Source organism: Desulfovibrio sp. JC010 (genome assembly GCF_010470675.1).
In the GTDB taxonomy this organism is placed as follows: domain Bacteria; phylum Desulfobacterota; class Desulfovibrionia; order Desulfovibrionales; family Desulfovibrionaceae; genus Maridesulfovibrio.
Map to the genome: position 1 here is coordinate 57,276 of NZ_VOIQ01000014.1, position 25,750 is coordinate 83,025.

A 25,750-nucleotide genomic window follows, 5' to 3' on the forward strand; every position below is an offset into this window, starting at 1 on the left:
CGAAAGGGATTAATTTTGAAAAAATTCTCTGTAATAGCTGAATACTGCAGGATAATATTTCCTTATCAGCCTGTTGTATTCGCCGCTTTTCCTGAGTTCGGCGTAGAATTCATTGAATTCTTTGAGTAGTTCCGGTGAATTTTTGCGAAATCCGGCACCCATGGTCTGCCGATGGGAAATAGGACCGATTACCTTGATTTTTCCGGGCCATTTGTTCAGCGCAACCAGCGAATCCGGAACATCAAGCAGGGCCACGTCGGCTTCTCCTTTGATAATCGCCGGTGCTATGTCGTTGAGGCTGCCTGGAAAATTGATGATGGTGGCAACGCTGGAGTCAATGCCGTAAAGCCCCGGAGCTAGGCAGGTCCCCTGTTTGCCCATGACTTTTTTGCCTTTGAGCATGTTCTTGACCGCTTTGATATCATCATCAATGTCTCCGCTGGGCTTGATGGGCTTTAACGGGGAGTCTCCACGGGCAACACACCAGACCTGCGTGGGAAAAGTCGATTCGGAGTAGTTGATGACTTCCTGCCGCCATTTCAGCTTGGTCAAACCGTTGGAAATGATATCCCCTTTGATGGGGGTTTTTTCCAGAAACTCAACACCGTCCCCATCGGGTTTGACCATTGTTCCGGTCAGGTCACCGAAAATAGTGGACCAGTTGGAGCGCACAAATTCATATTTGACTCCGAGATGTGCCGCGAAAAGTTTAATCACTTCCACGCTTAATCCGGTTTCCTGACCGGTTACAAAGTTTGCGTAGGGAATTCCCAGATGCCGCAGGGTTCCTCTTTTTTTGATCTGGTCAAGATCGGAAGCGAAAACCGTTCCGGCAAATATTATTATAAGCAGGGACATGGCTGCAGCGAAAAAGGATGTGTTTTTCTTAAGGCTCATATTTTTTCTCCGCTTTTTAGAATGTTCCGGGGGGGCTTACCTCTGTCAGTCAATATATTTGAGCGGGACAAGAACGCGGATCCTGGGAGGCAGCTTCTTGGCCCTGCTGAAATTGTTTATTCTTATGATTGCCGTTTCAGTCATTTCAGTACCTTCAGCAATCAGATGCACTTCGTCTTCACTCCAGAGTCCCTCATCCAGAATCATGCCCGCCTTGAGTTCCTCAAGATCAATTTCGCGGCGCACGTATCCATCCTCTCCAGCTGTTCCTTTTTCAAGGACGTCCAGAATTTTGGAGTCGTAAATACCTTCCATGCCGCGCAGGATGCCTATTGCATCCATCTTATCAATCTTTTGTTGGATAAGGGAATCATAATCAAGGCATGCCTTCAGCACTCTTGACTCAACAGGCATGGTCGGGTTTTCATCCAGCCTGTCATTCTGGTGCTGGATGATTTCTGAAACTGTTTCCATGCGTGGAATCTGGGCAAGCATGCCCGCAGTTACTGAAGGGTGCATGTCGTAGCCCTGGCGTTCCTCGTCAGTCATATCCTCCCCGGTAAAGACTTTCTGGAGAACTGTATCCGGCAAGGTTACGCAGCCCAGCTGGCCCAGCATGGCGGCCAGATCAAGGTAGAGGGTCTGCTTCAGGTTCAGGTGTTGGCCTACATATCCGGCCAGCCGGCGGACTCTTTCGCTGCGCCCGAAGGCTTCCGGGTTGACCAGTGCCAGAATGTCGGTGAGTACCTTCACGCTTCCCCGTAATGTGCCGCGCAGCAGTTCCCGTTCGGCCATGACCAGCGAATATTGCTTCATGGCCGCTTCAAGGGTGCGGATCATTTCATCAATGGAGCTGGGTTTGGTCAGGAAACGGAATACAGATCCTTCATTAACCGCGGAAATTGCAGCTTCAAGGTCGGCGTGGCCGGTCAGCATGACCCGGATTGTATCCGGCGAAAGCTGCTTCACTTTGGTGAGAAAGGTGATCCCGTCCATTTTCGGCATTTTCAGGTCTGAAACAACAATTGCATACGGTCCTGAAGTCCTGACTTTTTCCAATCCTTCTTCCGGTCCGAGAGCTGTTTGCACTTTGAATCTTTTGCGCAGCAGGGCTCTGTAGGTATCCAGTATATTCTGTTCATCATCTACAAAAAGAATCTTATTTTTCTTCATGTGCATTCTCCAACAGGTTGTTACATGCAGCACGCCAGTCATTAATATACTTTAAAAGACCTGCCTCTGCCAGCTTGTCTGCATTGAATTCCGAAAATATATAGCCGCTACTGTGAGGAATAAGTTCATGTTGCAACACATCCGCTGTATGGATTGCATGGGTGGGAGTAAACGTATCTGCGCAATTTTCAAGGGAGTGATGGTAGTAGACCATTTTGACGATATCATTGCTGAATCCCCATAAACCCAGCAGGTAAGCTCCCACTTCCGCGTGGCTTACTCCGAGAATCTCTTTTTCCACATCAATAACCGGGCCGCCGAATTCCCGGACGTGTTTAAGAACTTCTTTGTATTTTGTGTTCATCTCGGTGATGAATACGAATTTGCCTATGTCATGGAGCAGACCGCCCACAAAGCAGTCTGTTGCGGTCTTTTCGTCCATATCCATTAAGGCGCATATTTCTTTGGCAAGATATCCTGTCTGCAGGCAGTGTCCCCAGAGTTTCTCTATGGAATAATGGCCGAGGATGTCTGTATCCAGCTCCTGGAGGAAATGTACCCCGAGAATCAATCCCTTAAGCACGTTAGTGCCCAGAAGCACAGCTGCTCTGGAAGGGCAGGAAACAGAGCCGTAGAAACCGAAGAAAGATGAATTGACTACTTTAAGCAGAGTTGTGGATATTCCCGGATCCATTCTGGCAAGTTCTCCGATCCTCTGCAGGTTTGGTTCAGGCTTGTTCAGTTCCCGGGTTATTTTAATGTATAAATCCGGCAGCGCCGGCAGGGTGTCCAGCCCGGTTACTATTGTCCTGACTTTCTGGTCTGCAAGAATAGGGCGTAGTTCCAGCATCCTGCGGATTGTTTCGATGAGGACTTCTGTATTGCAGGGTTTGCTCAGAAACTGGTGGGTGTGCTTTGCTGATTTCAGCAGTGACTGCATGTCCGAATGTCCGGATAGCATGATGCGGACTGTGTCCGGCTGCATGTCGGCTACATTGCGCATCAGTTCACAGCCGTCCATATCCGGCATTTTCATGTCAGAAATAACAACGTCAAATTCAGTTTTGTTGACCTTTTCCAGCGCGTCCCGCCCGGTGGAAGCAAATCTGCTTTTCCATTCCTTGCGCAGGCCGTGCATCATGGCCCTGAAGCTGTCCAGAATATTCTTATCATCGTCGACAAAGAGAATTTTCGGGCTCATATTGCACCTTATGTAAGATTTATTAGAATTGTGATCTTTGCTTTATTAATATCGCCTTTTTGTTTTTTTTGTAAAGGAAATAACAATGCTTATCTTGGGTAAATGAATATTTATAATACAATATTATTCCGCCCCATCCCCACGCGGAAATGTGATGGTGAAACAGGCTCCCTGATCCGGCTTTGTGGATGCGGTTATGGTTCCGTTGTAGTCCTTGATGATTCCGTAGGATATGGAAAGGCCCAGCCCGGTTCCTTTGCCCACGTCTTTGGTGGTGAAGAACGGCTCAAAGAGGCGGGCCTGAATATGTCCGGGAATGCCCGGTCCGGTATCGCAGATTTCAATTGTTATTTCATCTTCGCTGAAGTCTGTGGAAATGTATATTTTCTTGTCATCAGCCAGAGGAACTGCGTCTTTCCAGCGTTCTTCAATTGCATCTCGGGCATTGATGAGCAGGTTGATGACCACCTGTTCAAGTCTGTTGGCATCGGCCATAATTATGGGCAGATGGCTGTTCAGGTTCCATTCAACGCTGATATTGCGCAGGGTCAGCTGCCTGCTGAAAAATTCAAATCCCCGGCGCAGCACATCGTTGACCTGCACGGGCATGGTTTTCATATCTGATTTACGGCCGAACTCGCGCATGTGGTCGATGATCTTGCTGGCCCTGTTGACGTGGGTGTCCACACCTTCCGCCATTTCACGCAGAATCTTCGGTTCTATTTCCTGATCCCGCGAAGCCTTGCGCATAAGCAGGTTGCTGATGGTCTTGAGGATTGCAAGGGGCTGGTTCAGTTCATGGGCCACCCCGGATGCCATCTCACCCAGTGTACTCATCTTGCTTGCCTGAATCAGCTGTTGTTCGGCTTCCAGCTTCTGGGTCACATCACTACAGGTGATGATCAGGGTTTTATTGCCGTCAAATTCGGCCGGGGAAATACGCAGTATGGCATAGATGGCGGTTCCGGACTTTGTGACCTGAGAGCAGGGGCCGATTTCCTGTTTTACCTTAAGCAGGTGTTCGTAGTCCGGCCGTTCTTCTTCGCGGAAAAGATGCAGGAAAGAACTGCCCAGAATCATTTTTCGCGAATAGCCGTAAATTTCTTCCACCGGGTCATTGCAGTTGAGGATGGACAGATCTTCGGCATCAAGCACAAACACCGCTTCGGGGATGGAATCAAAAATTGCGTGGTAACGCTGCTCGGATGCGGCAAGGCTTACTTCGAGTTCCTTGCGGCGGGTAATGTCGAGCATCATTTCCATGGCGGCGACGATTTTTCCATCACGGTCTTTGATGGGGGAAGTGTAAACGATCCAGTGGATGGGGTTGCCGTCCTTGGATCGACCTGATTCCTCGCTCATGTGCGGGGTCAGGTCAAAAAAAGTTCTTTCCACCGGACATTCTTCGCATTTGCTGTCGCGGTCCTTGTTGATCTGGTAACACTGCCTGCCGCGCGGTTTGCCGAAATGCTTTTCGTAAGCCTTGTTGTGGCGGATGACTTTGAAGTTGAGATCAACCACGGAAACAAGACAGGGTACATTGTCAAAGAGGTCGCGGTATTCTTCTTTCTGCTCCAGCAGGGCGCGGTGTTTTTCCTGTACCTGCCTGCCCATCATGTTGAATGCATCGGCAAGGGTGCCGATTTCATCGGTCTGGGCCAGCTGTATTTCAACAAAATCCTGTTCCGATCCGAATTCACGGGTGGCCGTGATTAACTGGCTGATAGGTTTGAATATGAAATTGTAGGCAAATACGAAAAGAGCACCGAATGTTGCAATAAATACGACCAGTGCAATTCCGAAGTTGGCCCGTTCAAAAGTAGCCAACATGGAGTTTTTCTTTTCCGTGGATATTTCAAGGTCAAGCAGACCGAGCAGTTTCTCATCAACAGCGTGAACATGACAGGGACCCGGAGCACACCCTTCCGAGTTGGGGATCGGGGTCATGATGCCCATGAACTGTCTGCCGTTTACGGTTTTCAGTCTGGTGCGCTGTTCAAGGTCCATGGTGGCCGGAGGATCATCGTGTTGGTGGCAGTTCCAACAGGGCGGGCTTTTGATGTCGATGACATTGTGGATTTCATCCGGGTCGTTGGAGTAGATGATCTCTCCTTTTTTATTGATAACCCGGATGGACTTGATTTCGCCCTGCCTGCTGATGTTGTTGATGTCGTTCTGAATGAACTCTTTGGAGTCGAGCAGCATGGCGTGATGCAGACTGAGCAGCACGGTATCGGAAAGCATGGCTATATCGGACTGGATATTGCCGGTGACGTTCTTTTTGAAAAAGACCACATTGAAACTGGTCCAGAGAATCACGCTCAGGAGCAGGGTGATTCCCCCGGAAAGGATCATTTTCATGATCAGGGTGTGACGGTACTTTTTGAACAAATTACATCCCCTGATCTTTAAAAATTAATCCGGCCTGTCCATGGGGCAGAGGTTCGCGTCCTTTATCAGGTCGGCGAGGGTGTAGGAATCGAGCATTTTGTACATGGCCTGATTGGCGTCATCCCAGATGGAACGGCGCAGACAGACCGCAGCACGCGGACAGGTGGTCACGTCACCGTCGCAATCGAGAATGATATCTTCGCCTTCAAGTGCTTCCGTAAGCTTGCCGAGGGTGATTTTTTCCGGGGGCATGGTCAGCACGTTGCCGCCGTTAGGGCCGCGTTTGCCGATGATGTATCCGCCTTCTTTGAGAAGTTTAAGTATTTTTTCAAGGTACTTGAGTGAAATATTTTCCCGGCGTGCGGAATCCTTGCTGGGCACCGGGCCGTGTTCGGAGTGCAGGGCAATGTCTAGCAGCAGTCTTGCGCCGTATCTTGAGCGGGTGGTAAGTTTCATTTTAAATCTACTGGCTTAATATTATTAGATTATCTTGTGTCCTGTCTTGCTCTTATAACAGGATACAGGTTGGATTGAAAGGTGCAATGGGTAACCGGTGCTATGAGCACTGGCTGAGCGGAGTCTGTTTCTTGAGCTCAACTTTGCGGGGCAGGGTGATGGTGAAGGTTGTGCCCTTGCCCGGCTCTGATTCCACGGTGATACTGCCGCCGTGCTGTTCAATGGTCTGGTTTGAAATGAACAACCCGATCCCGGTTCCCCGTTTGCCTTTTGATGAAAAGAATAGGGTGAATATTTTATCCCGGGTTTCGCGGTCCATTCCGGCACCGTTATCACTTATGGTCAGTTCAATTTTCTCGCCGAGGTCGCGGGCGGAAACATTGATGAAGTATTCATGGTCCGGCTTTTTATACTCGCAGGCATCCACACCGTTTTCAAGGAAGTTGACAATTGCTGCGGACATGGAACTGCTGTCCACTTCAATACTGCCCATTTCTTCGGGAATATCCATATTGAATTTTACGTCAGCGGCTGCGGCTTTGGGTACGATCAGGGCGGCGGTATCGCGCAGGAAATGGCCAGCGGGAACAGTCTCAACCTCAATCTCACGGGACTTGGCGTAGTAGAGGATATCCAGCACCATTTTTTTGACCCGGCCCACAATATTTTTGAGCACAACAGCAGCTTCTCCGACACGTTCCTGATCATTCTTACGCAGGCCGGATTCAAGGCGGTAGATGCCGCCATCAAGTGCGGTGAGCATGCCTTTTACGCCATGGGACATGGAGCCGAGCATGAATCCCAGTGAGGTCAGGTGGTCCTGCAAACGGCGGATTTCGGTGATGTCGGTGGACATCTCCATAACCTGTTTGATCTCACCGTAGGCATTACGGATAGGCGCGGACCAGACCAGCATATTTTTCTGTTCACCGTTCTTGGTGGTGACCACGGTTTCAGTCTGATGGGTTTTTCCATCTTTGAAGGTGCGTTGTACCGGACATTCTTCGCAGGGATGTTCGCGGTGTTTGTATGATGCGTAGCAGGGCGCGCCGAGAGGTTCATTGAAATCTTCCTTGAAACGTCGGTTGACCTCGGCAATGGTGTAGTCCGGGTTCTGGACTGAAATGTAGCAGGGGGCTTCGTCAAAAAGACGCTGAAATTTGTACTGCGTTTCCAGCAGCTCATCGTTAAGGCGTTTGAGTTCGGTCATGTCCACGGAAATGTCGAGGACCAGTTCAATGTCGCCGTCTTTATTGGGGATGGGGGCGGTGTAGACTGTGACCGGTATTTCTCCACCATCCCTTCCGATGAAAGTTTCTTTACTGCGCTGGCCTTTTCCGGTCTGGAAGGTAAGTTGAACCGGGCAGGCGTTACCTGCTGATTCGCGGTCGGAATAAATATCGAAACTGTTTTTGCCCACCACTTCACCGAGACGCTCTTTCAGAAGTTCGTTGGCGGCGACAATTTCAAGGTAGCGGTTGTGGATTGAAACAAGACAGGGCAGTTCGTTGAAAAGTCCGCTCCCGGTTTCAACTTCGTGGGCCGCGCTGGAGAGGGCTTCACTTAAACCTTCCACCACCTGACAAGCAGCGTTCTGGCGTTCCAGTTCGATAATGCGCTGGGTTTTTTCTTCCACGAGACGTTCAAGGTTTTCGGTGTGCTCGCGGAGTTTTTCCTTAAGCTCAATCTTTTCCATAACCCGGTTAAGGGATATTTCAAGAACCTGATCATCAATGGGTTTAGTAATGAAATCAGCTGCTTCTGATTTGAGGGATTCAATGGCAAGGTCAAGATCACCGTGTCCGGTGAGCATGATCACTTCGATGTGCGGGTAGTCTGTTTTGACAGCCTTGAGCAGTTCAATGCCGTCCATGCGCGGCATTTTTATATCGGTAAGGATTATTGCCGGAGCGACTTTTTCAACAACCTTAAGCGCGGCTTCACCGTTTTCAGCGGTTTCCACCTCATACCCCAGATCCATCAGGGTCAGTCCCAGAAAACGGCGAATGCCTTCTTCATCATCAACCAGCAGCAGCTTTTTATTACTCATCGGCGCACCTCACGAAAGCATGAAAACCGTAAATAACGAAAGACGGGCAGCTTAATCCTGATCCCCGTCTTCTCCCAATGCTTTCCGCACAATTTCAATGACCTCGGTAGGGTCAAAAGGCTTTTTGATCGTGGCGACCGCGCGCTTGATGGCCATATGAATGCCGGGCAGTCCGCTGATGACGATTACCGGAATCTCGGCAAAGCGTTCTTCCAGTGTCAGTCTGCGGTAGAACCTCGGTCCCCATTCATTGGGCATTTCCAGATCAAGCGTGATCAGGTCCGGGTTTTCAGCTATGGCAACGTCATAGGCTGAAGTCCCGTCAAAAGCGCGGCAGGTGAGGTATCCGTGGTCCTCAAATACGTTCACAAGGTAGTCTACAATGTACGGATCATCGTCCACTACCATTATTTTTTTGGGCATGCTTGTCACCTTTTTAGGTATTGCAGGGGGTTGCAAAACCTCCTGTGGAGGAGAAGCCTACACCTTAGTTCCGCACTCTTTCAAGTTAAAAAAACGGCCGGTCAGCACACACGCGCTGACCGGCCTCGATATGGATTCCCGTTAGCCGATTGTGTCTTTCACAATTCTGAGCAGCTCTTCGGCATCGAAGGGCTTGGTCAGAGTGGCTATTGCCTTGGGAATTGCGTACTTGTTAGCCTGAAGTCCGCTGATTACGATTACCGGAGTTCTTTTGAACTCATCGCTCTGGCTGAGCTTGCGGTAAAAGCGCGGACCCCACTCGCCCGGCATCTCAAGGTCAAGGGTGATCAGATCGGGTTTTTCTGCGGTTACAACCTCCATTGCAACTGCCCCGTCTTCAGCCATAACGGTTTCATAACCGTTGTCACCGAAGAGATCGCCAAGGTATGAACGGATATCCTGATCGTCATCTATAATTAAGATCTTCTTAGACATAATTAACTCCTCCTTTTTCCCCTAAACTTTATCGGGCTTGCTGACGCTGACCACCGGGCAGTTGGCCCGGAGGATTACCTGCTCCACGGTGGAGCCGATACGTGCTCTTTCCGGATCAAGCTCATTGGTGTGATGGGCGAGGCAGATAAGGTCCACGCTCTTTTCACGGGCGAGCTTGACGATTTCGACGTAGGGAGTTCCTTCCCATACTTCGATGTCATAGTTCTTGAAATCGCCCATGAGCGGGACATAGGTAGCTCTGATGCGCTTGCGGGCTGCAATCAGGTTTTCCTCGATTTCATTCTGGTCCAGAACCTTGCCGCTGATGTCCAGGGCATGGAAGATAGTCAGGTCGCAGTCGAGTTCGCGGGCAGTGGAGAGTGCGAATTTGAATGCGCTCTCAGCCTGCTTGGAGAAGTCGGTACCAAAAAGGATATTTGAGAACCCGCCCCAGTAGGATGCGGATTCGCGGTGTATGGAAAGGACCGGGCAGCGGGCGGCTTTGGCCACCTTCTGCAGGGTGCTTCCGGGATAGCCCTTGTGAAAGGAAGCGTTTTCCCCGGAGCTGGCAGCCATGACCACGAGGTCGCTGTCTGCCTTGCGGGCTTCACGCAGGATTTCACGGGCGGGTACACCGGTTGTCAGAACGATCTTGGCGTTGTCAGCTCCTTCGAACTGCTTGGCAAAGGTGGTCTTGAGTTCTTCTTCGACCCAGCTGAGATATTCTTCGTCAATCTCAACCTCTTCACCGGTACGCACATCGTTGACAACGTGGGAGAATGCCTTGGTGGGCACACCCACAACATGGAAGATGGTTACTTCAGAATCGTAGCGTTTCGCCATGTCGAATGCTACGCGGGCGGCACCGAAGCTCGCGGGGGAGCCGGTGGTCGCCAAAAGGATTTTTTTAAACATGTGACACCTCGTTCGTTGCGGACAATATCAGATCACCTGTCAAAGAGACGGGTGTTACTACCATTCGACACGCATGCCTTCAGGAATATCGAGCATACCGATAATCAGAGGCTTGAGGAAGGACCAGCGGATGCCGATTTCATATTCCTCTTCAAGGTCACGGATGGCGTCCCAGCAGTTGTGGCAGGGCGCGATGACCAGCTTACACCCGGTATCGAGGATCTGGTCCATCTTTTTGCGCAGGGCCACGTTACGCTGTTCACGGTAGAGGCCGATTCCGTTGAATCCGCCACCGCCGCCGCAGCAGTAGTTGTGTTCCTTATTGGGAGCCATTTCAACGAAGTAGCCCGGCTCAACAATATAGCTGAGGATTTCGCGGGTTACATCCTTGAGACCCTGGTTACGCACGTAGTTACAGGAATCCTGCAAAGTTACAGGCTCTTTGATGCGTTTTGCGGGGTCGATCTTGAGCTTGCCTTCACGCAGTGCTTCAGCCAGCCATTCAACATAGTGAATGTAGGGCTTGGGCGGAAGACCGTCTTTACGTCCGGCCCAGTAGGGGCCTTCGATGACGGTGGCACGGTGGGCGTGGCCGCACTCGGTTCCGGTTACCCGGGCCGGGTTGAGCCGCTCAATGGCGTCGTATACGTGGTTGACGTTGTCCTTGCAGCATTCCCAGTCACCTGCAAACATGGAGAGCGAGGTCTGTTCCCAGCCTTCGGAAGGCACGGTCCAGTTGGTTCCCGCCACGTGGAAGAGTACCGCAGCTTCTGCGAGATCTTCCGGGTAGTGCTTGGGCTCACGGGCGTTACAGGTGTACATGATCTCGGCGTCCTGCTTGTCAACCGGGATGGTCAGGCCGGGCCATTCTTCCTCGGTCTCTTCGGCCATCCATTCACATGTTTCAACCCAGTCCTCGGTGGTTACGTCCATCTGTGCGCGGTATACGCGGTGCATGCCGGAACCGATCTTCAGTTCCCACGGAACGAATCCCTGAGAGTAGAGGAGTCCGCGCAGATAGGAGAACATCACACCCATGTCGATACCGTGGGGGCAGTACATGCCGCAGCGGTTACAGCAGGTGCACTGGGACCATGCGATCTTCATGCATTTGCGCATGAATTCGTTGTCCACCTGTCCTTTCTTCTTGACGATGTGTCCGAGGGTGGACTGAATCTTATAAGAAGGAACCTGCTCGGGTACGCAGTCGTTTACCTGATAGAGGAAACAGCTGTCCGCACACATGCCGCAGTGGGCACATATTTCGAGCCAGGTTTTAATTCTGGATTTCATGGTTTTCTGGATGGTGGCCCACAGAGCGTTGGTATCCACATCCAGCTCTTGCATTTCAGCGTAGTATTGCTTGCCGCTCTTGTCTGAGAGAGTCAGCTTGAGCTGCTCGTCAGTGTTGATCGGCTGTCTGTTACAAAGCTTACCTTGAGGCATTTTCTTACTCCTGTTTGGCTGTGTTTTTTCCTGTTACCAGGAGAAGGTGGAGCCTTTCAGGCCGCCGCGCTTGATGCCGTAGTCCATTCCGAGCTGGGCACGGGAACAGAAGAAGAGCACGCAGTGGCTGAGTTTGGTGAAAGGCAGGCACAGCAGCCAGATCTGGCCGGTGATAATGTGTGCCAGCAGCCAGAACTGGTAGTCACCCATCTGGTAACGGGCGATGAGGCCGGTCACAAAGGGAGCTACGGTTATGAGCAGCATCAGATAGTCATATGCTGTGGTCAGGATTCTTACTTCCGGGAGTGCGATGCGGCGCAGTACGATTGCGACACAGGCTACAATAACGGTCCATGAGAGCAGGTCCGCGAGGAAAGCGGGCATCTGCGGCAGGCCGAATCCCACGTTTTCCTGCAGCATGATGTTATGTGCTGCAAGGAAAATGGGAGTAGCAAGCAGTCCGATGTGGAATGCAAAGAATACAAGGGTAAAGCCGGGCTTTTTTCTCCATGCGCGTGCGCCCACAGGGTTCAGCCAGCTGAATATTGAATTAAACGCGCCCTTAAGTCCGTAGGACAGGTGGGCTTTATATGCCACGCGGTCCAGCTGCTGGCTCAGGCCCTTGAAGTAGAGCACTACGCGTACCAGCAGGCCGCCGAAGCTGATTGCGAAAACCAGCCACATGAATGGCCCTGTCAGAAGTTCATACATAATATTATCTCCTCACATCCGGCTTAGTGGTGGTCGCCGTAGTTCTTTTTGTTTTCGTCACGGTAGGCTTTCCCGCCCATGAGGAACTGCCAGAACAGGGTCACGCCGACCAGTGCTCCACCCATCAGAAGGTAAATGATGCCTTTGGTGAATGTGTAGTATTCCTGAAGGTTATGTGCTTCCATTTTACTTTCTCCTTAATAAAGTCGATCTAGTTTCATGTCTGAATTGTTTGTTTTTTCATCGAATCCACAGGAGTGGATTCGATGGACATGCTTCTAGTGATCGCCCTTGTAGTCAGGATGCTCGAAGAAAATGGGCATCCGGGTGGTGATGAAACGGAAGATCACGACACCGAGAGTAACGATGAATACGGAGATTCCGATTTCAGTCATGCTGGGGAAGTACCTGTCAGCAGCGGGCAGATGGTAGTTGAACGCGATCATGGAAACGTTGAACCTGTTGAAGACAATACCGAGCACGGTGATGATCGATGCCTTCTTGATCAGGCTGAGGTTTCTGTCGCGGACACCCACTGCATAGAGGAAGCAGGGCAGGGCCACGAAGCCGAGCATTTCAGTCAGGAACAGCAGTCCGTAACCGGATACAAGGTAGTGCCAGTTGTTGTCGTAAGCTACGCCCATTGTCTTAATGAAGAAGTAGCCGAAGAGAACAAGTGCGGCAGCCTTACCGAATCCGAAGACTACGCCGTCGTGATGCTTGAGGTATTCTTCGTCCATCATGCGGTGCAGCTTCTTGTGGGACATGGAGCCCTCGAAGATGACCATGGACATACCTGCTGCAATACTTGAAACAAAGAAGTAGAGCGGCATGTAGGGTGAATACCAGAGCGGATGCAGCTTGGACGGTGCGATTGTGTACAGCGCGCCAAGTGATGACTGGTGCAGGGTGGAGAGCACTACGCCGAAGATGGTCAGCACGAGGGTCAGTTTAACGACCACTTTGCGGATTTTCTTCCAGCCCAGCCATTCGAACATGGCCGGAGTGAACTCAACGAAGAGCACAGTCAGGTAGAGCATAACGCACAGACCAACTTCGAAGAGCAGGGAGGTTGTTCCCTGGGAAACGAAGATGGGGTACGGCAGCCTCCAGGGACGTCCGAGGTCGTACTGCAGAGCGAATACAACAAGGGCGTAGCCGAGGAAGGCGGTCAGGATTGCCGGACGCACAGCGGAGTGAAAACGCTTGAGTCCGAAGATATAGCAGGCTGCGGAAGTGGTGTATCCGCCGGCTGCAAGGGCAACACCGCAGAGCAGGTCGAATCCGATCCAGATTCCCCACGGGTTGTTGTCATCAAGGTTGGTCACGGGACCGATTCCCTGAGTGAATCTGAGCACAGTAAGGATCAGACCCACTACGAGGATGGCTCCGGCCACCAGATTGAAGGTATTGAAGGCCGATTTAGGGCCGTTGCTTGCGGGAGTGGACATTTATGATTCCTCCTTCTCGCTGTTTCCAGCCTCGTCCGAACCTTCAGGCTCTTCTTCAACAGGCTTCAGAGCTTCTTCCACGGCTTTCTTGACCTCGACTTCGATCTGCCGCTTGTTGGCAACATCTGCCTTTTCAAGAGCATCGGAAAGAGTCTTTTCAGCTTCAGCACTTGCCTTGGCAATTGCGTTTTCCACCGCTTCCTTGCGCTCTTCGTCGGCTACCTTCGCGTTGCGTTTGCTTACCGCGTAGATGCCGCCGAGGAGTACGGGCCAGAGGCCTGCAACCATGGGAACCGCTGCCAGAGCACCGGCAGTGAGTTCAGGTGCGGACTTGGTGCCGAGGTCTTCGCGCATGCCGATTTCTTTGAAGGGTACACCGGAGAGGTACATCCAGCTGGTACCGCCCATTTCGTCTTCACCGTAAATGTGGCGGACGTAACGGTCGGGATTGCGGCGGATGCGCTCGCGGGCGATGAGGATCAGTTCTTCCCTTTCGCCGAAAACGAGTGCTTCTTTGGGGCACTCGGCAACGCAGCCGGGGAGCTGGCCCTTGTCCTGACGGGCGGCGCACATGTCGCACTTCATAACCCGCGGGGTCAGGGGCTCATCATATTCGTAAGTCGGGATTTCAAAGGGGCAGGCCACCATGCAGTAGCGGCAGCCGACACAAACCGACTCATCGTAAACAACTGCGCCGTTGGGCAGTTTCTTGAATGCTTTTACAAAGCAGGCGGACGCACAGGCAGGTTCAAGGCAGTGGTTACACTGCGACTTGCGGAATACGGGATGTTCCGGAGTACCGTACTTGTTGACCACGGTGTGGGTCTTTGCGTCTGTTCTGCGTCTTTCGTCCAGCACGGCAAGGTCGTCAAAGCTCTTCTCAGGTTTGGGAAGTTTGTTGACCTTGTTGCAGGCTGCTTCGCATTTGCGGCAGCCGATGCAGCGGGTTGCGTCAAAGAGTACACCCTTGCTTCCGGGATAACCTTTGAACTCCTTGCCTGCGGCCTCAGCTCCTGCGGGGAGGCTTGCTCCCACGCAGGCTGCGCCCAGCATTCCGAGGAATGTTCTGCGTAACATTTATCTGTTCTCCTTCAGGCTATCCGTTTTTATTTCTTCGCGTGACATGCGGTGCAGTCAGTTGAAGCAGGCTTCTTGATGTTCATGGAGTCATGACAAGTCATGCACTGACCATGGTAAGCAGCCTTGAGGGCCGGACGTCCGTCCTGAACTTTACCGCCGTGGCAGCTGGCGCAGCTCGGAGGAGTCGCGCTTGCGGGGCTGTTGTGGTGGCAGCTTCCGCACACGGTAAGGGGTGTGCTGTGGAAGGCGTTAGCCATTGCATCACCCTTCATGCCGTCGACCATGCTCATGATGATCTTGCGGTGGGGCAGTTTGCTGGCTTCGTATTCATTTTCGAGGACGTTGATGGTCACGAATTCAGGGATGTCCTTTTCCGCAATCAGTGCCGGAGACTCGGGACGCTTCATGATCAGCTTTGACGCAATGGCGGCCTTGGCGGAGGCATCCATGGTGACAGGTTCGCTGGAAGTAGAAGCAGGTCCGTTGTGGCAGACCGCGCAGGTCTCTTCGGACTGGATTACGTTTTTAGGCATCAGTTCATGACAGCCTGCACATTTAGGATCTTTCTGCTTTACAGCATGACAGCCCACACAGGATCTGGTGCTGTCTGCCTTATGCATAGCCTTGTCGAGAGTGACAAATCCGCCGTCTTTGGAACCACGAACGGTGTGACATGAGGAGCATGACTTATTCATGGTATCGTGGTGGCAGGAGCTGCAGGAGTCGGTGTAGCCTTCGTGGGCCTTATGGTTGAAAGCTACGGCAGCCATGGTTGCTTTAACAGCAACTTTTTCCTGTACCGGGGCGGTGATCAGAACAGCATCGGGCTGTTGTCTGGGGAGGCGGGGCAGAGTGTTGCCCAGCTTTTTCAGAACAGCAGCGTTGTCTTTCTTGATGTCTGCAGCCTGCATTTCGCCGTGGCAACCGGCACAGTCGACAGGACCGGTTTTATCCGCTTTTGCAGTCTGCATTTCAAGGTGACAGCTTACACACTGACCGTGGTAGGCTTCGGAGGTGGTCAGCTTTACTGCGCCCTTGGGCTCAGAGGTGTGACATACGCTGCAGTTTTCTTCCTGTCCTTTTACGTATTCAAGCTTCTTATCAAGATTGTTGTATACGTGGTGACAGGCTCCACAATTGGTGTCCTGGCCTTCATCTTTAGCGATGAGCTTGGAATCCCAGTGGCGGTAGTGGAGGATGTTCTCCATGCCGGCGGGAGCGCGCTCTGCTTTGATTTCAGGGTCGGCCATGTGACAGCTGCGGCATTCTCCGACCTGAGGTCCGGTTTTCTTTCCGGCCTTGGCGTCGGCAGCATGACAGCTGATACAACCGTTGTGGTAAATTTCTTTGAGTTTTTCAGGGCTGCCGTCTTCAAGTCTCATGAACTTGTAGGACACGGTCCCTTCGTTTTTCTGGTGACAGGCAGTACAGTCCTTGCCCTGCTCAGCCACAGCCTTGGTGTGTGTATCGTGGAGAAACACAACAGCAGGCAGTTCCAGTTCTTCCTGAGCGGCAATAGTGTCGATCATAATCAGATCAGGACGCTTGTTGCCGTTTTCCTGCGGGGTTCCGACCATGCTCATCGCTTCCATATGGAAGCCGAGCACCCCGGCCAGGACAATCAGGATACCGGACAATCGCAATAGTTTCTTTCCGTTTGCCATGATATGGATCCCCTCTCAATGCAATTGGCCACAAAGTTTCATACTCCGGGCCTTTGTTGCTCCGGTCGGTTTTTTATCGTTATTCCCGGCTGTTACTTCCCCCATGGAAAGCCGTGTAATGGAAATACGCTTAAGACCGTTCCGGTGCGCCTCATTCCCCATCGACTGGGTTGGTATTAATACCTCCTGAGTCGATAGGTTTTTATACCTGCCCGATAGGTATGTTATTCGTCTACATTCCGTCAAGGGGTGTTTTTAAAAAATCTAAGCTGCTGAAACCTGTTTATTCATACTGGTTTGATCTGAATTAAGTGTGGCTCTAGGTATGCGCAGGAAATGAATGTGAATTTAATTTAAGTCGGTTTGAAAAATCTTGACAGAAAATGGATTAGAAACGAATAAGTGCCGAAGAAAACGGCTTAAATGTCGGTGGATCAGGAGAAAGTAAAATGAACTATTATATTGAAATATTGAAGAAATTTAATGATTTTAGCGGAAAGGCGGACCGAGGTGAATTCGGTCGCTTCCTGCTCTGGCACGGTGGTATTATCTGCATGCTGCTGTTTTTGGGTTACGCAATTGACCATGCCTTTGCACACAAGGTGATTAATACCCTGAGCGGACTTTTTATGCTCGGAACTTTGCTTCCCTGTATTGCTCTCTTTGTACGCAGGCTGAATGCACTGGGGCGTGATCCCAAGCTGGTGCTGGCAGCATTAATTCCGGTTGTCGGACTGGCTTATCTGGTTTTTGTTTGTTTGAAGCAGGATTGAGAAGCTGTAAATATTGTTTTGTGAGAAAGGACTTGAAGTATTGGGTGTTTTAAGTCCTTTCGTTTTTTTGAATAATATTAACGCTCGTATTTGGTTCGAGCTAAAGTTGTAACATTCAATTATTGATATTCAGGTTTGAGTTAATGTTGTTTATTTATTGAAGTGTCAGTGTGTTTAAGAAAAGCAGGGTGTGGTTGAGTCGGGTGGTTCTGCTTAATTTTAAAACATTTTGCGAGTCTGGGGTTGACTTTTGAAAATAATGTATAAATTTCGTTTGACTTATTTTTGAAAAAACATGTAGAGTCTATAAAACAAAGCGCATAAAAGCTATAGCTTGCTCTATGGTTGAGTTGAAACAATATAATAAAGTCGAGCTGGAATGAGTGGTTCTTGGATAGAATATATGTGTCCGTATACCCTTAAGAGGGTCTTTTGTATTTGTGAGTCAATAGAGTGGCCTGATCGGCACTCGGAAATTTCTTTTGGTGCACATGTCTTAATATTTGCGAAGCAGTTATTTCATTTTTTATTAAGGGTCTCACGCCCTGGCCGTTACAAGCCGTATTATGATGCAGTCTGTGCTTCATGATGCGGTATTTTTTTATTCTATTTATTTTTAACGGGGTATGGCAGGTATAGAAATTAAGCTGCCATAGGGTGAGTGAGATGACTAATACTACAGAAGATAATAAACCAAGTGATACGTCTAATCCTACATTGAAAGAATTTTATTATAATCATAAAGATACATATACTCTTCCGTTTGGTACAGGTGAATATGCTGTGTATGATTTGCTATTAGATGAAGATACTGACAATAATCTTGGTGCTGGAGAAGATATAGTCTTATCTGCCAGCTGTCTTTGTGAGCCAGTATCTGTCTTTGATGATGTGAAACCAGAAGTTCTTACAGAGACTGAACCTTATAAAAAAAATGATGATCTTGAAGTTGCAGCGGGTAGGTTAGATTTTAAATCTAGTGTATATGAACATTTGAAATCAGGATTTGTACTTAAATCAGGACCTGATGTTACAAATTCGAGTAGTAGTATGTATGAAGAAAGCGAGTTGTTTCCTGATATATACTCTACTGATGTGGGTGAATTGGAACAACTACGATCTTATATTGGAGTTGGTTCCATAGACACAGATCTTAGCGATGAAGCCTATGCTGATTTAAAATTTCTTTACGATTTTTAGTTGTAATGCCTTATTCAATTCGTATTTTTCATTCGGAATTATATAGTAATGACGATTGGTCCACTAGCTATGTTTATTTTGGCAGTAAACAACTAAAGCCGAAGGGCCCCTCTGTTCAAGGATGGTATGAGGAGAGGGGGCAAGCCAAACATTGTTGTGAATATACTGACACGGAAATTAAATGTCCTTTTTGTCAGAAGATAGTTGATATTCAATTTTCCTCATTTAGGTCGCACTGTTGTCCTAGTAGCTCGCCCGGTAGTTTTTTCAACCCATTACGAACATATTTTTTTTCTATAAAAGATGTAGATCCGGGACCGTTTAATAGGTGGGTTGGAATTAGGTTTGGCGAAGAATATTGGCCTCATAAAATTAATCCAAAGTTTATTCCAGGCAAAGGTATTTTTTCATGCAATTTAAGCCCAAAGCATAATACTTGGGGTGGTAGCTCTGGGAGCTGTGTTCAATGTTATGATCGTATGGAAAAATATACTGACGCCAGCTTTCTGCATATAGATAAAGGTGTAGATTATAGGAAAAATCCGATTTTTTCTCAAGATAAATCAATGTTTAGGTATTTAAAGTAAAAAATTTAAGTTATGCTCATTTAAGGAATCCACATGCCTACAAAAAACACCTCATACACCAACGCTCTGCTTTTTACTACATACACAGATGTAATTGACCGCATAGACACGTTGTTTATGGATATCAGGCACTTGCAGACTTGTGTGTCACATACACTTGGTATTGCGTCACTTAATTCGCTTCTTGAATATGAAGAACGTTATCTGTGGGAACGTCAGCAGATAAAAGATATTACAGATATTTCTGATGAAATTCGTAAGTGGATTCCTTCCTGTCCGGCTATGACGAGTTTGGATACTGAGAATAGCGTTTCTGACGGGGATGAGGACGATGCTTCTGGCAAGTGGGTTAGATCACCAGAACTTGAGCGTTTATTAAAGACAATAGCTGAAGATCTGCATGCTACATGGTGGAGTTATAACCAGAGCATGGATAGGAGACGGCACTACTACACCTTTAGATCTCTACAGTTGATCAAACGCAGTGTTTTAGAATGTAAATTGCTTTTTAATCATTATGCTGAAGAGGCTTTCCCCTATAATTTTGGTGCTGATCAGCAAAATGGTACTCCTTATGAATGTGATTGGCCTGCGATAATACAGTTTTTGATATTGCGTCGCGGAGTAATGCATACTCTTGGTGATATTGTAGAAAGAGTCGGCGCAATCAAGAATAATTTTGGGCGCAATTCTGAAAGAACCATGAATGAAGACCCCCCGTACCTTACATCGTGGTACCGGGAGCACAATTTTTTCAGCCAGTTTCTTGTTGATAGCTGTAAGGATGCTTATAAAGAAATTCATACCTTTTTAGATATTACGAGTAAATATGCTCTTGATGCAAAGAATAAAGACAAATTGAAGCCCGGTTCGAATATTGTTCATCATGAGTGGGCGCATAAAAACATATCTAGTTTTCGAGTCATCAATGACAGTAACAGTCCCACTGGGAACAGTAAGCCGACATATGCGGTAAGTAGCTCTTATTGGACCCCTAACCGTCCGGATTTACAGAGTATTATTGCTCACGAGGTCTCTCATGCTGTAGCACTTGAGGTATGGGGAGGGTATGGTGAGAAGATTGATCATTCTGCTGATATGAATGTTTTTGATGAGTTTATCAGCTATATTTATGGAACAGCAAAGCGGATAAATCCGTCAAATCCCCATGTAACTAAAGGTTTTCTTGAAATCCCTGTAGATTTACTTGCATTGGTTTCTAAATCCGGGGCGTATCTCTTTGCTTTTTTTCTGGAGTATATCTGCTATGGCGCAGAAACGCTTTTGCGTGATGGGCATACGCCTGTAAAATTGGATAAAATTCATAGGTTAGACATTAAAAATAATCTTCAATTTTTTCAACTCCATGATTGGAATTGGTTTTTCCGTTTAATGTCGTTGTGTGAGTTAAGCGATGTTTTTTTTGGGGAAGGTGAAGAGAATGATGCAAAATTCCCCTTGGAGAAGCAACTTGTCGCTGGAATAAGGGATATTTGTCAGTCCATCCGTAATGAAGTTCCTGAAGAAGATATGAGTTCTGCTAGAAAAAAAGACGAACTGTCTACATTTGAAAGTGTAGATATTTTTTGGAAAGCTTTTCAGGATGATTTAAAGATTTTTAAAGTAGAAAAAAAACTAGCAGAAGATTTCAAGCGTTGGCGGGAATTGCATTACAGTGATTATTGGAGTTGTGACCTTGAATCAAATTACACGCATAAAGACGGTTCTGGTTCTGGGTGGAAGCACGGTGATATGGAGCTTCCGCGTCACACTAGAGGATTGCATGGGTCTGTTAGAGATTTTTTGCAAGCTTCATTTTTTAAAGAAAAAATTTCACATTTAAAAAAGATTCATACAAAGAATAAAACGAATATCAATTCTGCTGATGAAGTTGTTTTTACGAAATATGAAATTGATGAGTTGAAAGATGTTTATGGTATTTCTGATGTAAAGTATAGAACTTGTCGTTGCAGTAATAAAAAAGTGGGGCTTGATACAGAAGTGTATGATAAGGGCTCCTCTAGTGCAGAGTCTTCTGAAAGCGTTGAAGCTGGTAAGTATTGTTACCTTTGTTGTAACCCAGTTTTATTCTCATACTTAGAAGATATTCCTTGGACGTGTTCAGTTTTTAGGGCACTTGATTTAGTCGCTCCCAATAGTCCCTTGCGTGTTGATCGAGATTCTAAATTGTCTAAGTCCGTAAGTTTAATTGGTAGAGAAGCAAAAGATGATAACAATAATTTGTTATTAGAATATAGATATAAAGTAATTCATAAAAAATGGGCTCTTGGTCGGACGTTACATCAGATTGCTGTTGATTTTCATGTAAACCAGACCGAGAGTAAAAGTCATCATCTCGGTATTATTTGTGGCGCACTGCTGCGCAATTGTATTGACAAAGAAGAACTTGTGAAAGACCCTCTTTATGCAGATTTACGTACTTGGTTGTTGGGGGCTTTTGTTGGCTCAAAACAAGAAACAAAGTATTGGAGGTCTTTAGATAGCGGACTCCGTAGTATGGATGATGTTAAGCATTATGTTGATCCTAATTATGTTGCTGAATTTATGGGGTTTGATAAGGGTGGCGATCCAGCAAAAGATTCAGTTGACTCTAAATGGAAAAAGGTTTTGTTTCCATCGCTAAAAGAATATGTGGACAACGATGTAGCAGATAAGTGTCTTAATGAATTATATATTTCTTGTGCTGATAATTTTTTGAAGATGCCTCCAAATAAGATTTTTGCAAATATGATTAATAAAGATGAGTACAATCCTCAAGCTGATAATCTTACAGATTATTTCAATTACTCACAGTCGGTGAATTCATCTTTTTATCCAAAGGAAGTATTAGATAAAATTAAGCTGTATTTTCAGTATCCTGTAGATCCTAAAAAGTCTTTTATTCGACATTTTCCTGCTGTGTTGTTGTGTCAGTTGTTTATTATGTCTTCCAGTGAATGTGTTAGGCGTTATTTAGATAGAATTATTCTTTTTAAACTTTATGAGTTGTATAAAATTTTTTCAAAAGTAAAAGATGTTAACGGTAATAGGCTGCAAAATGATTTCTTGCCAATTTATAGTATTTTAAAGTCTAAATACAAAGACTCTCCTGCAGATAGTGAATATATGGAGATGAATGATTTCTATGATAATATCGTTGAGGCGTACGGAGCTTCTAAAGATTGTGGGTGTGCAAGTGAATTGCAAAACTATGTTATTGGTCGTTTGAAAATTGGCGGTAAGGCTATGCATAGAGGGCAAATAGATAGTAAGTGCTTTTTGTGGAATAGAACTCCATTTCGCGAAGCAGAACCAAAATTACCTATGGATCATTGTGTTACTACCTTAGGAAGGTATGATTGTATTGTAAGTAATGAAGGTGTTCCGCTTGAACGCATCAAGATTATTTCTTCGAATTCAGATGCTAAACGCATGATGGCCTACCATCCGAGATGGGAATTGGGTTTCAAACTCAAAGGATTGTTTGATAATAATCATGTTCCTACTAGAGGAAATTGTAGTCAGTCTTTAGATGCTCCCAAATCTAAGGCCATTGCATTTTTGTATGTCTCCCTTAATAGAATCGGTACTAGACTTGATATGCTTCACCGTTTGAAAATGGTCTTTAAAGAACACCACGATATAAAATTAAGTGATTCTGAGCGTATTTCTGATTGCAATGTAACTATTGCCAGGCTGAAAGAAGGAAAGCAGGAATTTATCGAAGATTGTGTAAATCTTTTTACGAAAGAAGATGAATTCTATTTAAGTGATGGTAAACACGACATGCTTATTGTTTTTAATGGAGGGGCTGACAGACTAGATAGTATTCTCCAGATAGCAAAGTGTTTTTATGATGATATTTTAACTGAACGTGCAGAACTGACTATAGCTAACTCAGATAAAGTTTTGGAACATTTTTTTAAGGATAAGACTTGTGTTGATGGGGCTCATGTCTATATCAGACTCAAGCCCAATAGATTGATGTCAGTCTCTTATGATAGAATTTTCGGTAGGATTAAAGAGATCGCACCTGATTCTGAAATCTTCAGTATCCCCGGTCGTGAGGATATGGCAGTAAGAATTGATCCGGCAAAAGAAGGGGCTTATGATGAATATTGTAAGCTGGTTGGTCTTAAAGAAGTGCCGAAGAGGGCTGGAGAATCTGAGTTGAACCATCTGGACTGGATTGAATCAAGCAATACTTATCTGTTATTTGATGGACCTGTTAAGCAGGTATAGGTTCAGTTTTTAATTTGTTATGAAAGCGGGGCGGTATGTTTTTCCATACCGCCCCGTTTTATTTTTTACCCCGCATTCCCGGCAAACTCACGCATCTGTACAGCTGTTTTCAGCTTGGGAACCCGGAAACTTATGGTTGTTCCTTTGCCTTCCACACTGATGATGACCATCTTGTACTGCGGGCCGTAAATCTGTTCCATACGCTGGATACAGTTGCGGACTCCTATCCCTTCTTCACGGGAATCGATTTTCTTTTTGGCATAGATAGCTTCAATTTGATCCTGACTCATGCCTATGCCGTCATCGTCAATTGAAACGTGCATCTCTTCGTTGTCGCAATAAATGTCGATGGTAATGGTTCCGCCTTCCTCGCGGCCCATGAGTCCATGTTTTACGCTGTTTTCCACCAGCGGCTGGATAATCAGCGGCGGGATGGGCCATTCCTGACATGCATCTTCCACATTGAGGTCCAGCTTGACCCGTTCTCCGAAGCGGGCCTGTTCAATGGCCAGATAACTGTTTAACTGGGCCAGTTCTTCGCGCAGGGGGACGTAGCCGCGGCTGCTGTCGAGGTTTTTGCGCAGGTATTTGGAAAGCTCCAGAAGCAAGTCACGGGCGCGGTCCGGATTGGTGCGGCAGAATGATGTTACCGTATTCAGTGAATTGAACAGGAAATGGGGATTGATCTGGGCCTGTAAACGGCGGATTTCCGCATGGGCCAGCATTTGTTCTTTGATCTGGATTTCCTCCAGTTCCAACTGGGTGGAGCAGAGGTTGGCCAGACCTTTGGCCATTTCGAATGAGAGCTGGTCCAGCTGGTTATTGCGGGTTCCGTAAAGTTTGAGTGTGCCGACTACTTCGCCGTTTTTGTGCAACGGAATTATCGCAGCTGAGGTAAAGGGGCAGCCTTTGTGGGTACAACCGATTTTGCTGCTGCTTTCCAGAAAAAGGGGTTCCCCTTCGGCAAGTACTTCCAGCGTTGACTCGGTGCGTATTTTCTTACCCGGAAGATGATGATCCGCCCCGGCCCCCACGTGGGCCAGCACATTGACGTTGTCGGTAATGGCAACTGCTGCCGCGCTGAGATGGGCGTGGATGATCTTTGCGGTTTCCTGAGCCGATTCCAGAGTGAGTCCTGAGCGCAAATGGCTGACCGTAAGGTTGGCAATGTCCAGAATGTGCTGGGCCTTTACTGAATCCTGCTTGGTTCCGTGGCGGAAAACAATATTGATGACCTGTGCAAAGAGTGCCGCGCCGAAGGTGTTCAGCACGATCATGGGCATGGCGATTATTTTTACCAGCTGCAAAGCTTCATCGTAAGGATGTGAAAGATAGAGGACCATGATCATATGGACTATCTCACCCACGAATGCCAGTCCGGCAGCGGCCCGCCAGTCCATTTTTTTTGCCAGATACAGGGAGACAATCCCGGCAGCCAAACCTTCGATCATGGTCGCCGTGCCGCAGGGAATGGCACTGAAGCCGCCAAGGTCGATAAGGATGCGGTGTCCTCCGGCGATAAGTCCCGCTCCGAGACCGACCAGCGGTCCGCCGAACAGCCCCCCGGTAATGACGGCCATGGCGCGCAGGTTGGCTACGGATTGAAAGACGAAGTTGCCGCCGTAGGTGCCCAGTATTCCGCAAATTCCGAAGATAAGAATCTGCAGGGCAATATTGGTTTTGGGGGAACTCTGCCGGAACCCGATTTTATGGATCGGGGTAATGGTCAAAAGCAGAAATGCCCCGGCCACAATAAGGCCGAAACGTTCTGCCAAAGTAATAATTAAGGTCTCTGGGTTCATATCATGCCAATCCTAAACGCTGGCGGAAATCTTTGACCCGCCCTTTGCTTATAATTATTTCCTGCTCATCAATATGCTTCATTGTTACCACATATTTGCCGTTAAACCACGGCGCAAAATCACGTACATGGGTCAGGTTGACCATTTCGCCCCGGTTGGTGCGGAAAAAGGGTTGTCCCTGCAAACGTTCCTCAAGTTTATCGAGGGTTTTATCTCCATAGCAGGGGAAAATGCCTTTCGGGGTGTAAATCATGATCTTGCGATCCTCCACCCGGCAGAGGATCACATCTGACGGCTCAAGAAGCAGGATACGCCCGTTTGCTTCCACTGAAATCCGCAGCACACTGCTGCCTATACCCATGGAGCCGAGCAGGCCGTTCATATCCGGCTGCTCCATCTTCTCCTCGCAATTGGCATGGACCAGACAGCGAATCCGCTCGATGCTTTTTGCCAGTCTTTCACTGGAAAGGGGTTTGAGGATGTAATCCACGGCATTTTCTTCAAATGCCTGCAAAGCGTATTCATCATAGGCGGTCGCAAAGACCACCAATGGCGGATCAGGGAACTGCATCAGTTCATGCAGCACGTGGAACCCGTTTTTGCCGGGCATCTGGATGTCGAGGAAAACAAGATCCGGTTTTTTTTCCGCAATAAGTTTAATGCCTTTGCTGGCTGAGGTTGCCGTTCCGATAATATCAATATCATTGAAATCGGAAAGCAGAAAATTCAGCTCATCAAGGGCCGGACTCTCATCGTCTATGAGTATGCAGCGAATGTTTTGCGGGCTGGACAT

Annotated in this window: 20 protein-coding genes; 3 read left to right on the top strand and 17 right to left on the bottom strand. The window is 47.9% G+C overall.

Annotation, left to right across the window (positions count from 1 at the left end):
- Positions 1 to 9: 9 nt before the first annotated feature.
- The 15 genes from FMR86_RS15660 to hmcA form a co-directional block, all read right to left on the bottom strand.
- Complete coding sequence (locus FMR86_RS15660) at positions 10 to 897, bottom strand: transporter substrate-binding domain-containing protein (RefSeq protein WP_163352345.1); 888 nt, start codon at positions 895 to 897, stop codon at positions 10 to 12.
- 45 nt (positions 898 to 942) lie between these two features.
- Positions 943 to 2,070, bottom strand: coding sequence for an HD domain-containing phosphohydrolase (locus FMR86_RS15665; RefSeq protein ID WP_163352346.1), 1,128 nt, complete (start codon positions 2,068 to 2,070; stop codon positions 943 to 945).
- Positions 2,057 to 3,271, bottom strand: coding sequence for a response regulator (locus FMR86_RS15670; RefSeq protein ID WP_163352347.1), 1,215 nt, complete (start codon positions 3,269 to 3,271; stop codon positions 2,057 to 2,059). Before FMR86_RS15670 ends, FMR86_RS15665 begins: the two co-directional genes overlap by 14 nt.
- A 123-nt stretch (positions 3,272 to 3,394) precedes the next feature.
- On the bottom strand, positions 3,395 to 5,662 hold the full coding sequence (locus tag FMR86_RS15675; RefSeq protein ID WP_163352348.1) for a PAS domain S-box protein: 2,268 nt from the start codon (positions 5,660 to 5,662) through the stop codon (positions 3,395 to 3,397).
- A 24-nt stretch (positions 5,663 to 5,686) separates the two neighbouring features.
- Complete coding sequence (locus FMR86_RS15680) at positions 5,687 to 6,118, bottom strand: Rrf2 family transcriptional regulator (RefSeq protein ID WP_163352349.1); 432 nt, start codon at positions 6,116 to 6,118, stop codon at positions 5,687 to 5,689.
- A 100-nt stretch (positions 6,119 to 6,218) separates the two neighbouring features.
- Complete coding sequence (locus FMR86_RS15685) at positions 6,219 to 8,168, bottom strand: response regulator (protein WP_163352350.1); 1,950 nt, start codon at positions 8,166 to 8,168, stop codon at positions 6,219 to 6,221.
- A gap of 51 nt (positions 8,169 to 8,219) precedes the next feature.
- Positions 8,220 to 8,591, bottom strand: coding sequence for a DVU0259 family response regulator domain-containing protein (divK, locus tag FMR86_RS15690; RefSeq protein ID WP_163352351.1), 372 nt, complete (start codon positions 8,589 to 8,591; stop codon positions 8,220 to 8,222).
- A gap of 141 nt (positions 8,592 to 8,732) precedes the next feature.
- The gene (gene divK / locus FMR86_RS15695) at positions 8,733 to 9,086 is read right to left on the bottom strand and encodes a DVU0259 family response regulator domain-containing protein (RefSeq protein ID WP_163352352.1); all 354 of its coding nucleotides are present in this window, start codon (positions 9,084 to 9,086) and stop codon (positions 8,733 to 8,735) included.
- 21 nt (positions 9,087 to 9,107) lie between these two features.
- Positions 9,108 to 10,001: a universal stress protein gene (locus FMR86_RS15700; RefSeq protein ID WP_163352353.1), complete on the bottom strand. Its 894-nt coding sequence runs from the start codon at positions 9,999 to 10,001 to the stop codon at positions 9,108 to 9,110.
- A 57-nt stretch (positions 10,002 to 10,058) separates the two neighbouring features.
- Positions 10,059 to 11,447, bottom strand: a complete 1,389-nt coding sequence (gene hmcF / locus FMR86_RS15705; RefSeq protein WP_163352354.1) for a sulfate respiration complex iron-sulfur protein HmcF — start codon at positions 11,445 to 11,447, stop codon at positions 10,059 to 10,061.
- Between the two features lie 33 nt (positions 11,448 to 11,480).
- A complete protein-coding gene (hmcE, locus tag FMR86_RS15710; RefSeq protein ID WP_163352355.1) occupies positions 11,481 to 12,158 on the bottom strand; it encodes a sulfate respiration complex protein HmcE in 678 nt (225 codons plus the stop codon).
- A 23-nt stretch (positions 12,159 to 12,181) separates the two neighbouring features.
- Positions 12,182 to 12,343, bottom strand: coding sequence for a sulfate respiration complex protein HmcD (gene hmcD / locus FMR86_RS15715; protein WP_163352356.1), 162 nt, complete (start codon positions 12,341 to 12,343; stop codon positions 12,182 to 12,184).
- A gap of 93 nt (positions 12,344 to 12,436) precedes the next feature.
- On the bottom strand, positions 12,437 to 13,609 hold the full coding sequence (hmcC, locus tag FMR86_RS15720) for a sulfate respiration complex protein HmcC (RefSeq protein ID WP_163352357.1): 1,173 nt from the start codon (positions 13,607 to 13,609) through the stop codon (positions 12,437 to 12,439).
- Entirely contained in the window at positions 13,610 to 14,686 is a 1,077-nt protein-coding gene (hmcB, locus tag FMR86_RS15725) for a sulfate respiration complex iron-sulfur protein HmcB (RefSeq protein ID WP_163352358.1), read from the bottom strand.
- Positions 14,687 to 14,715: 29 nt separating this feature from the next.
- On the bottom strand, positions 14,716 to 16,353 hold the full coding sequence (gene hmcA, locus FMR86_RS15730; RefSeq protein WP_163352359.1) for a sulfate respiration complex hexadecaheme cytochrome HmcA: 1,638 nt from the start codon (positions 16,351 to 16,353) through the stop codon (positions 14,716 to 14,718).
- Positions 16,354 to 16,802: 449 nt separating this feature from the next.
- On the opposite strand from hmcA, the gene FMR86_RS15735 reads away from it, so the two are divergent.
- The 3 genes from FMR86_RS15735 (at position 16,803) to FMR86_RS15745 (ending at position 23,155) form a co-directional block, all read left to right on the top strand.
- On the top strand, positions 16,803 to 17,126 hold the full coding sequence (locus FMR86_RS15735) for a DUF805 domain-containing protein (RefSeq protein WP_163352360.1): 324 nt from the start codon (positions 16,803 to 16,805) through the stop codon (positions 17,124 to 17,126).
- 666 nt (positions 17,127 to 17,792) lie between these two features.
- The gene (locus tag FMR86_RS15740; RefSeq protein ID WP_163352361.1) at positions 17,793 to 18,326 is read left to right on the top strand and encodes a hypothetical protein; all 534 of its coding nucleotides are present in this window, start codon (positions 17,793 to 17,795) and stop codon (positions 18,324 to 18,326) included.
- Positions 18,327 to 18,946: 620 nt separating this feature from the next.
- A complete protein-coding gene (locus FMR86_RS15745) occupies positions 18,947 to 23,155 on the top strand; it encodes a hypothetical protein (protein WP_163352362.1) in 4,209 nt (1,402 codons plus the stop codon).
- 65 nt (positions 23,156 to 23,220) lie between these two features.
- Here FMR86_RS15745 and FMR86_RS15750 read toward each other — a convergent pair whose 3' ends face one another.
- Together FMR86_RS15750 and FMR86_RS15755 are read right to left on the bottom strand one after the other, a co-directional pair.
- Positions 23,221 to 24,957, bottom strand: a complete 1,737-nt coding sequence (locus FMR86_RS15750; protein ID WP_163352363.1) for a LytS/YhcK type 5TM receptor domain-containing protein — start codon at positions 24,955 to 24,957, stop codon at positions 23,221 to 23,223.
- A gap of 1 nt (position 24,958) precedes the next feature.
- Positions 24,959 to 25,750, bottom strand: a complete 792-nt coding sequence (locus tag FMR86_RS15755; protein WP_163352364.1) for a LytTR family DNA-binding domain-containing protein — start codon at positions 25,748 to 25,750, stop codon at positions 24,959 to 24,961.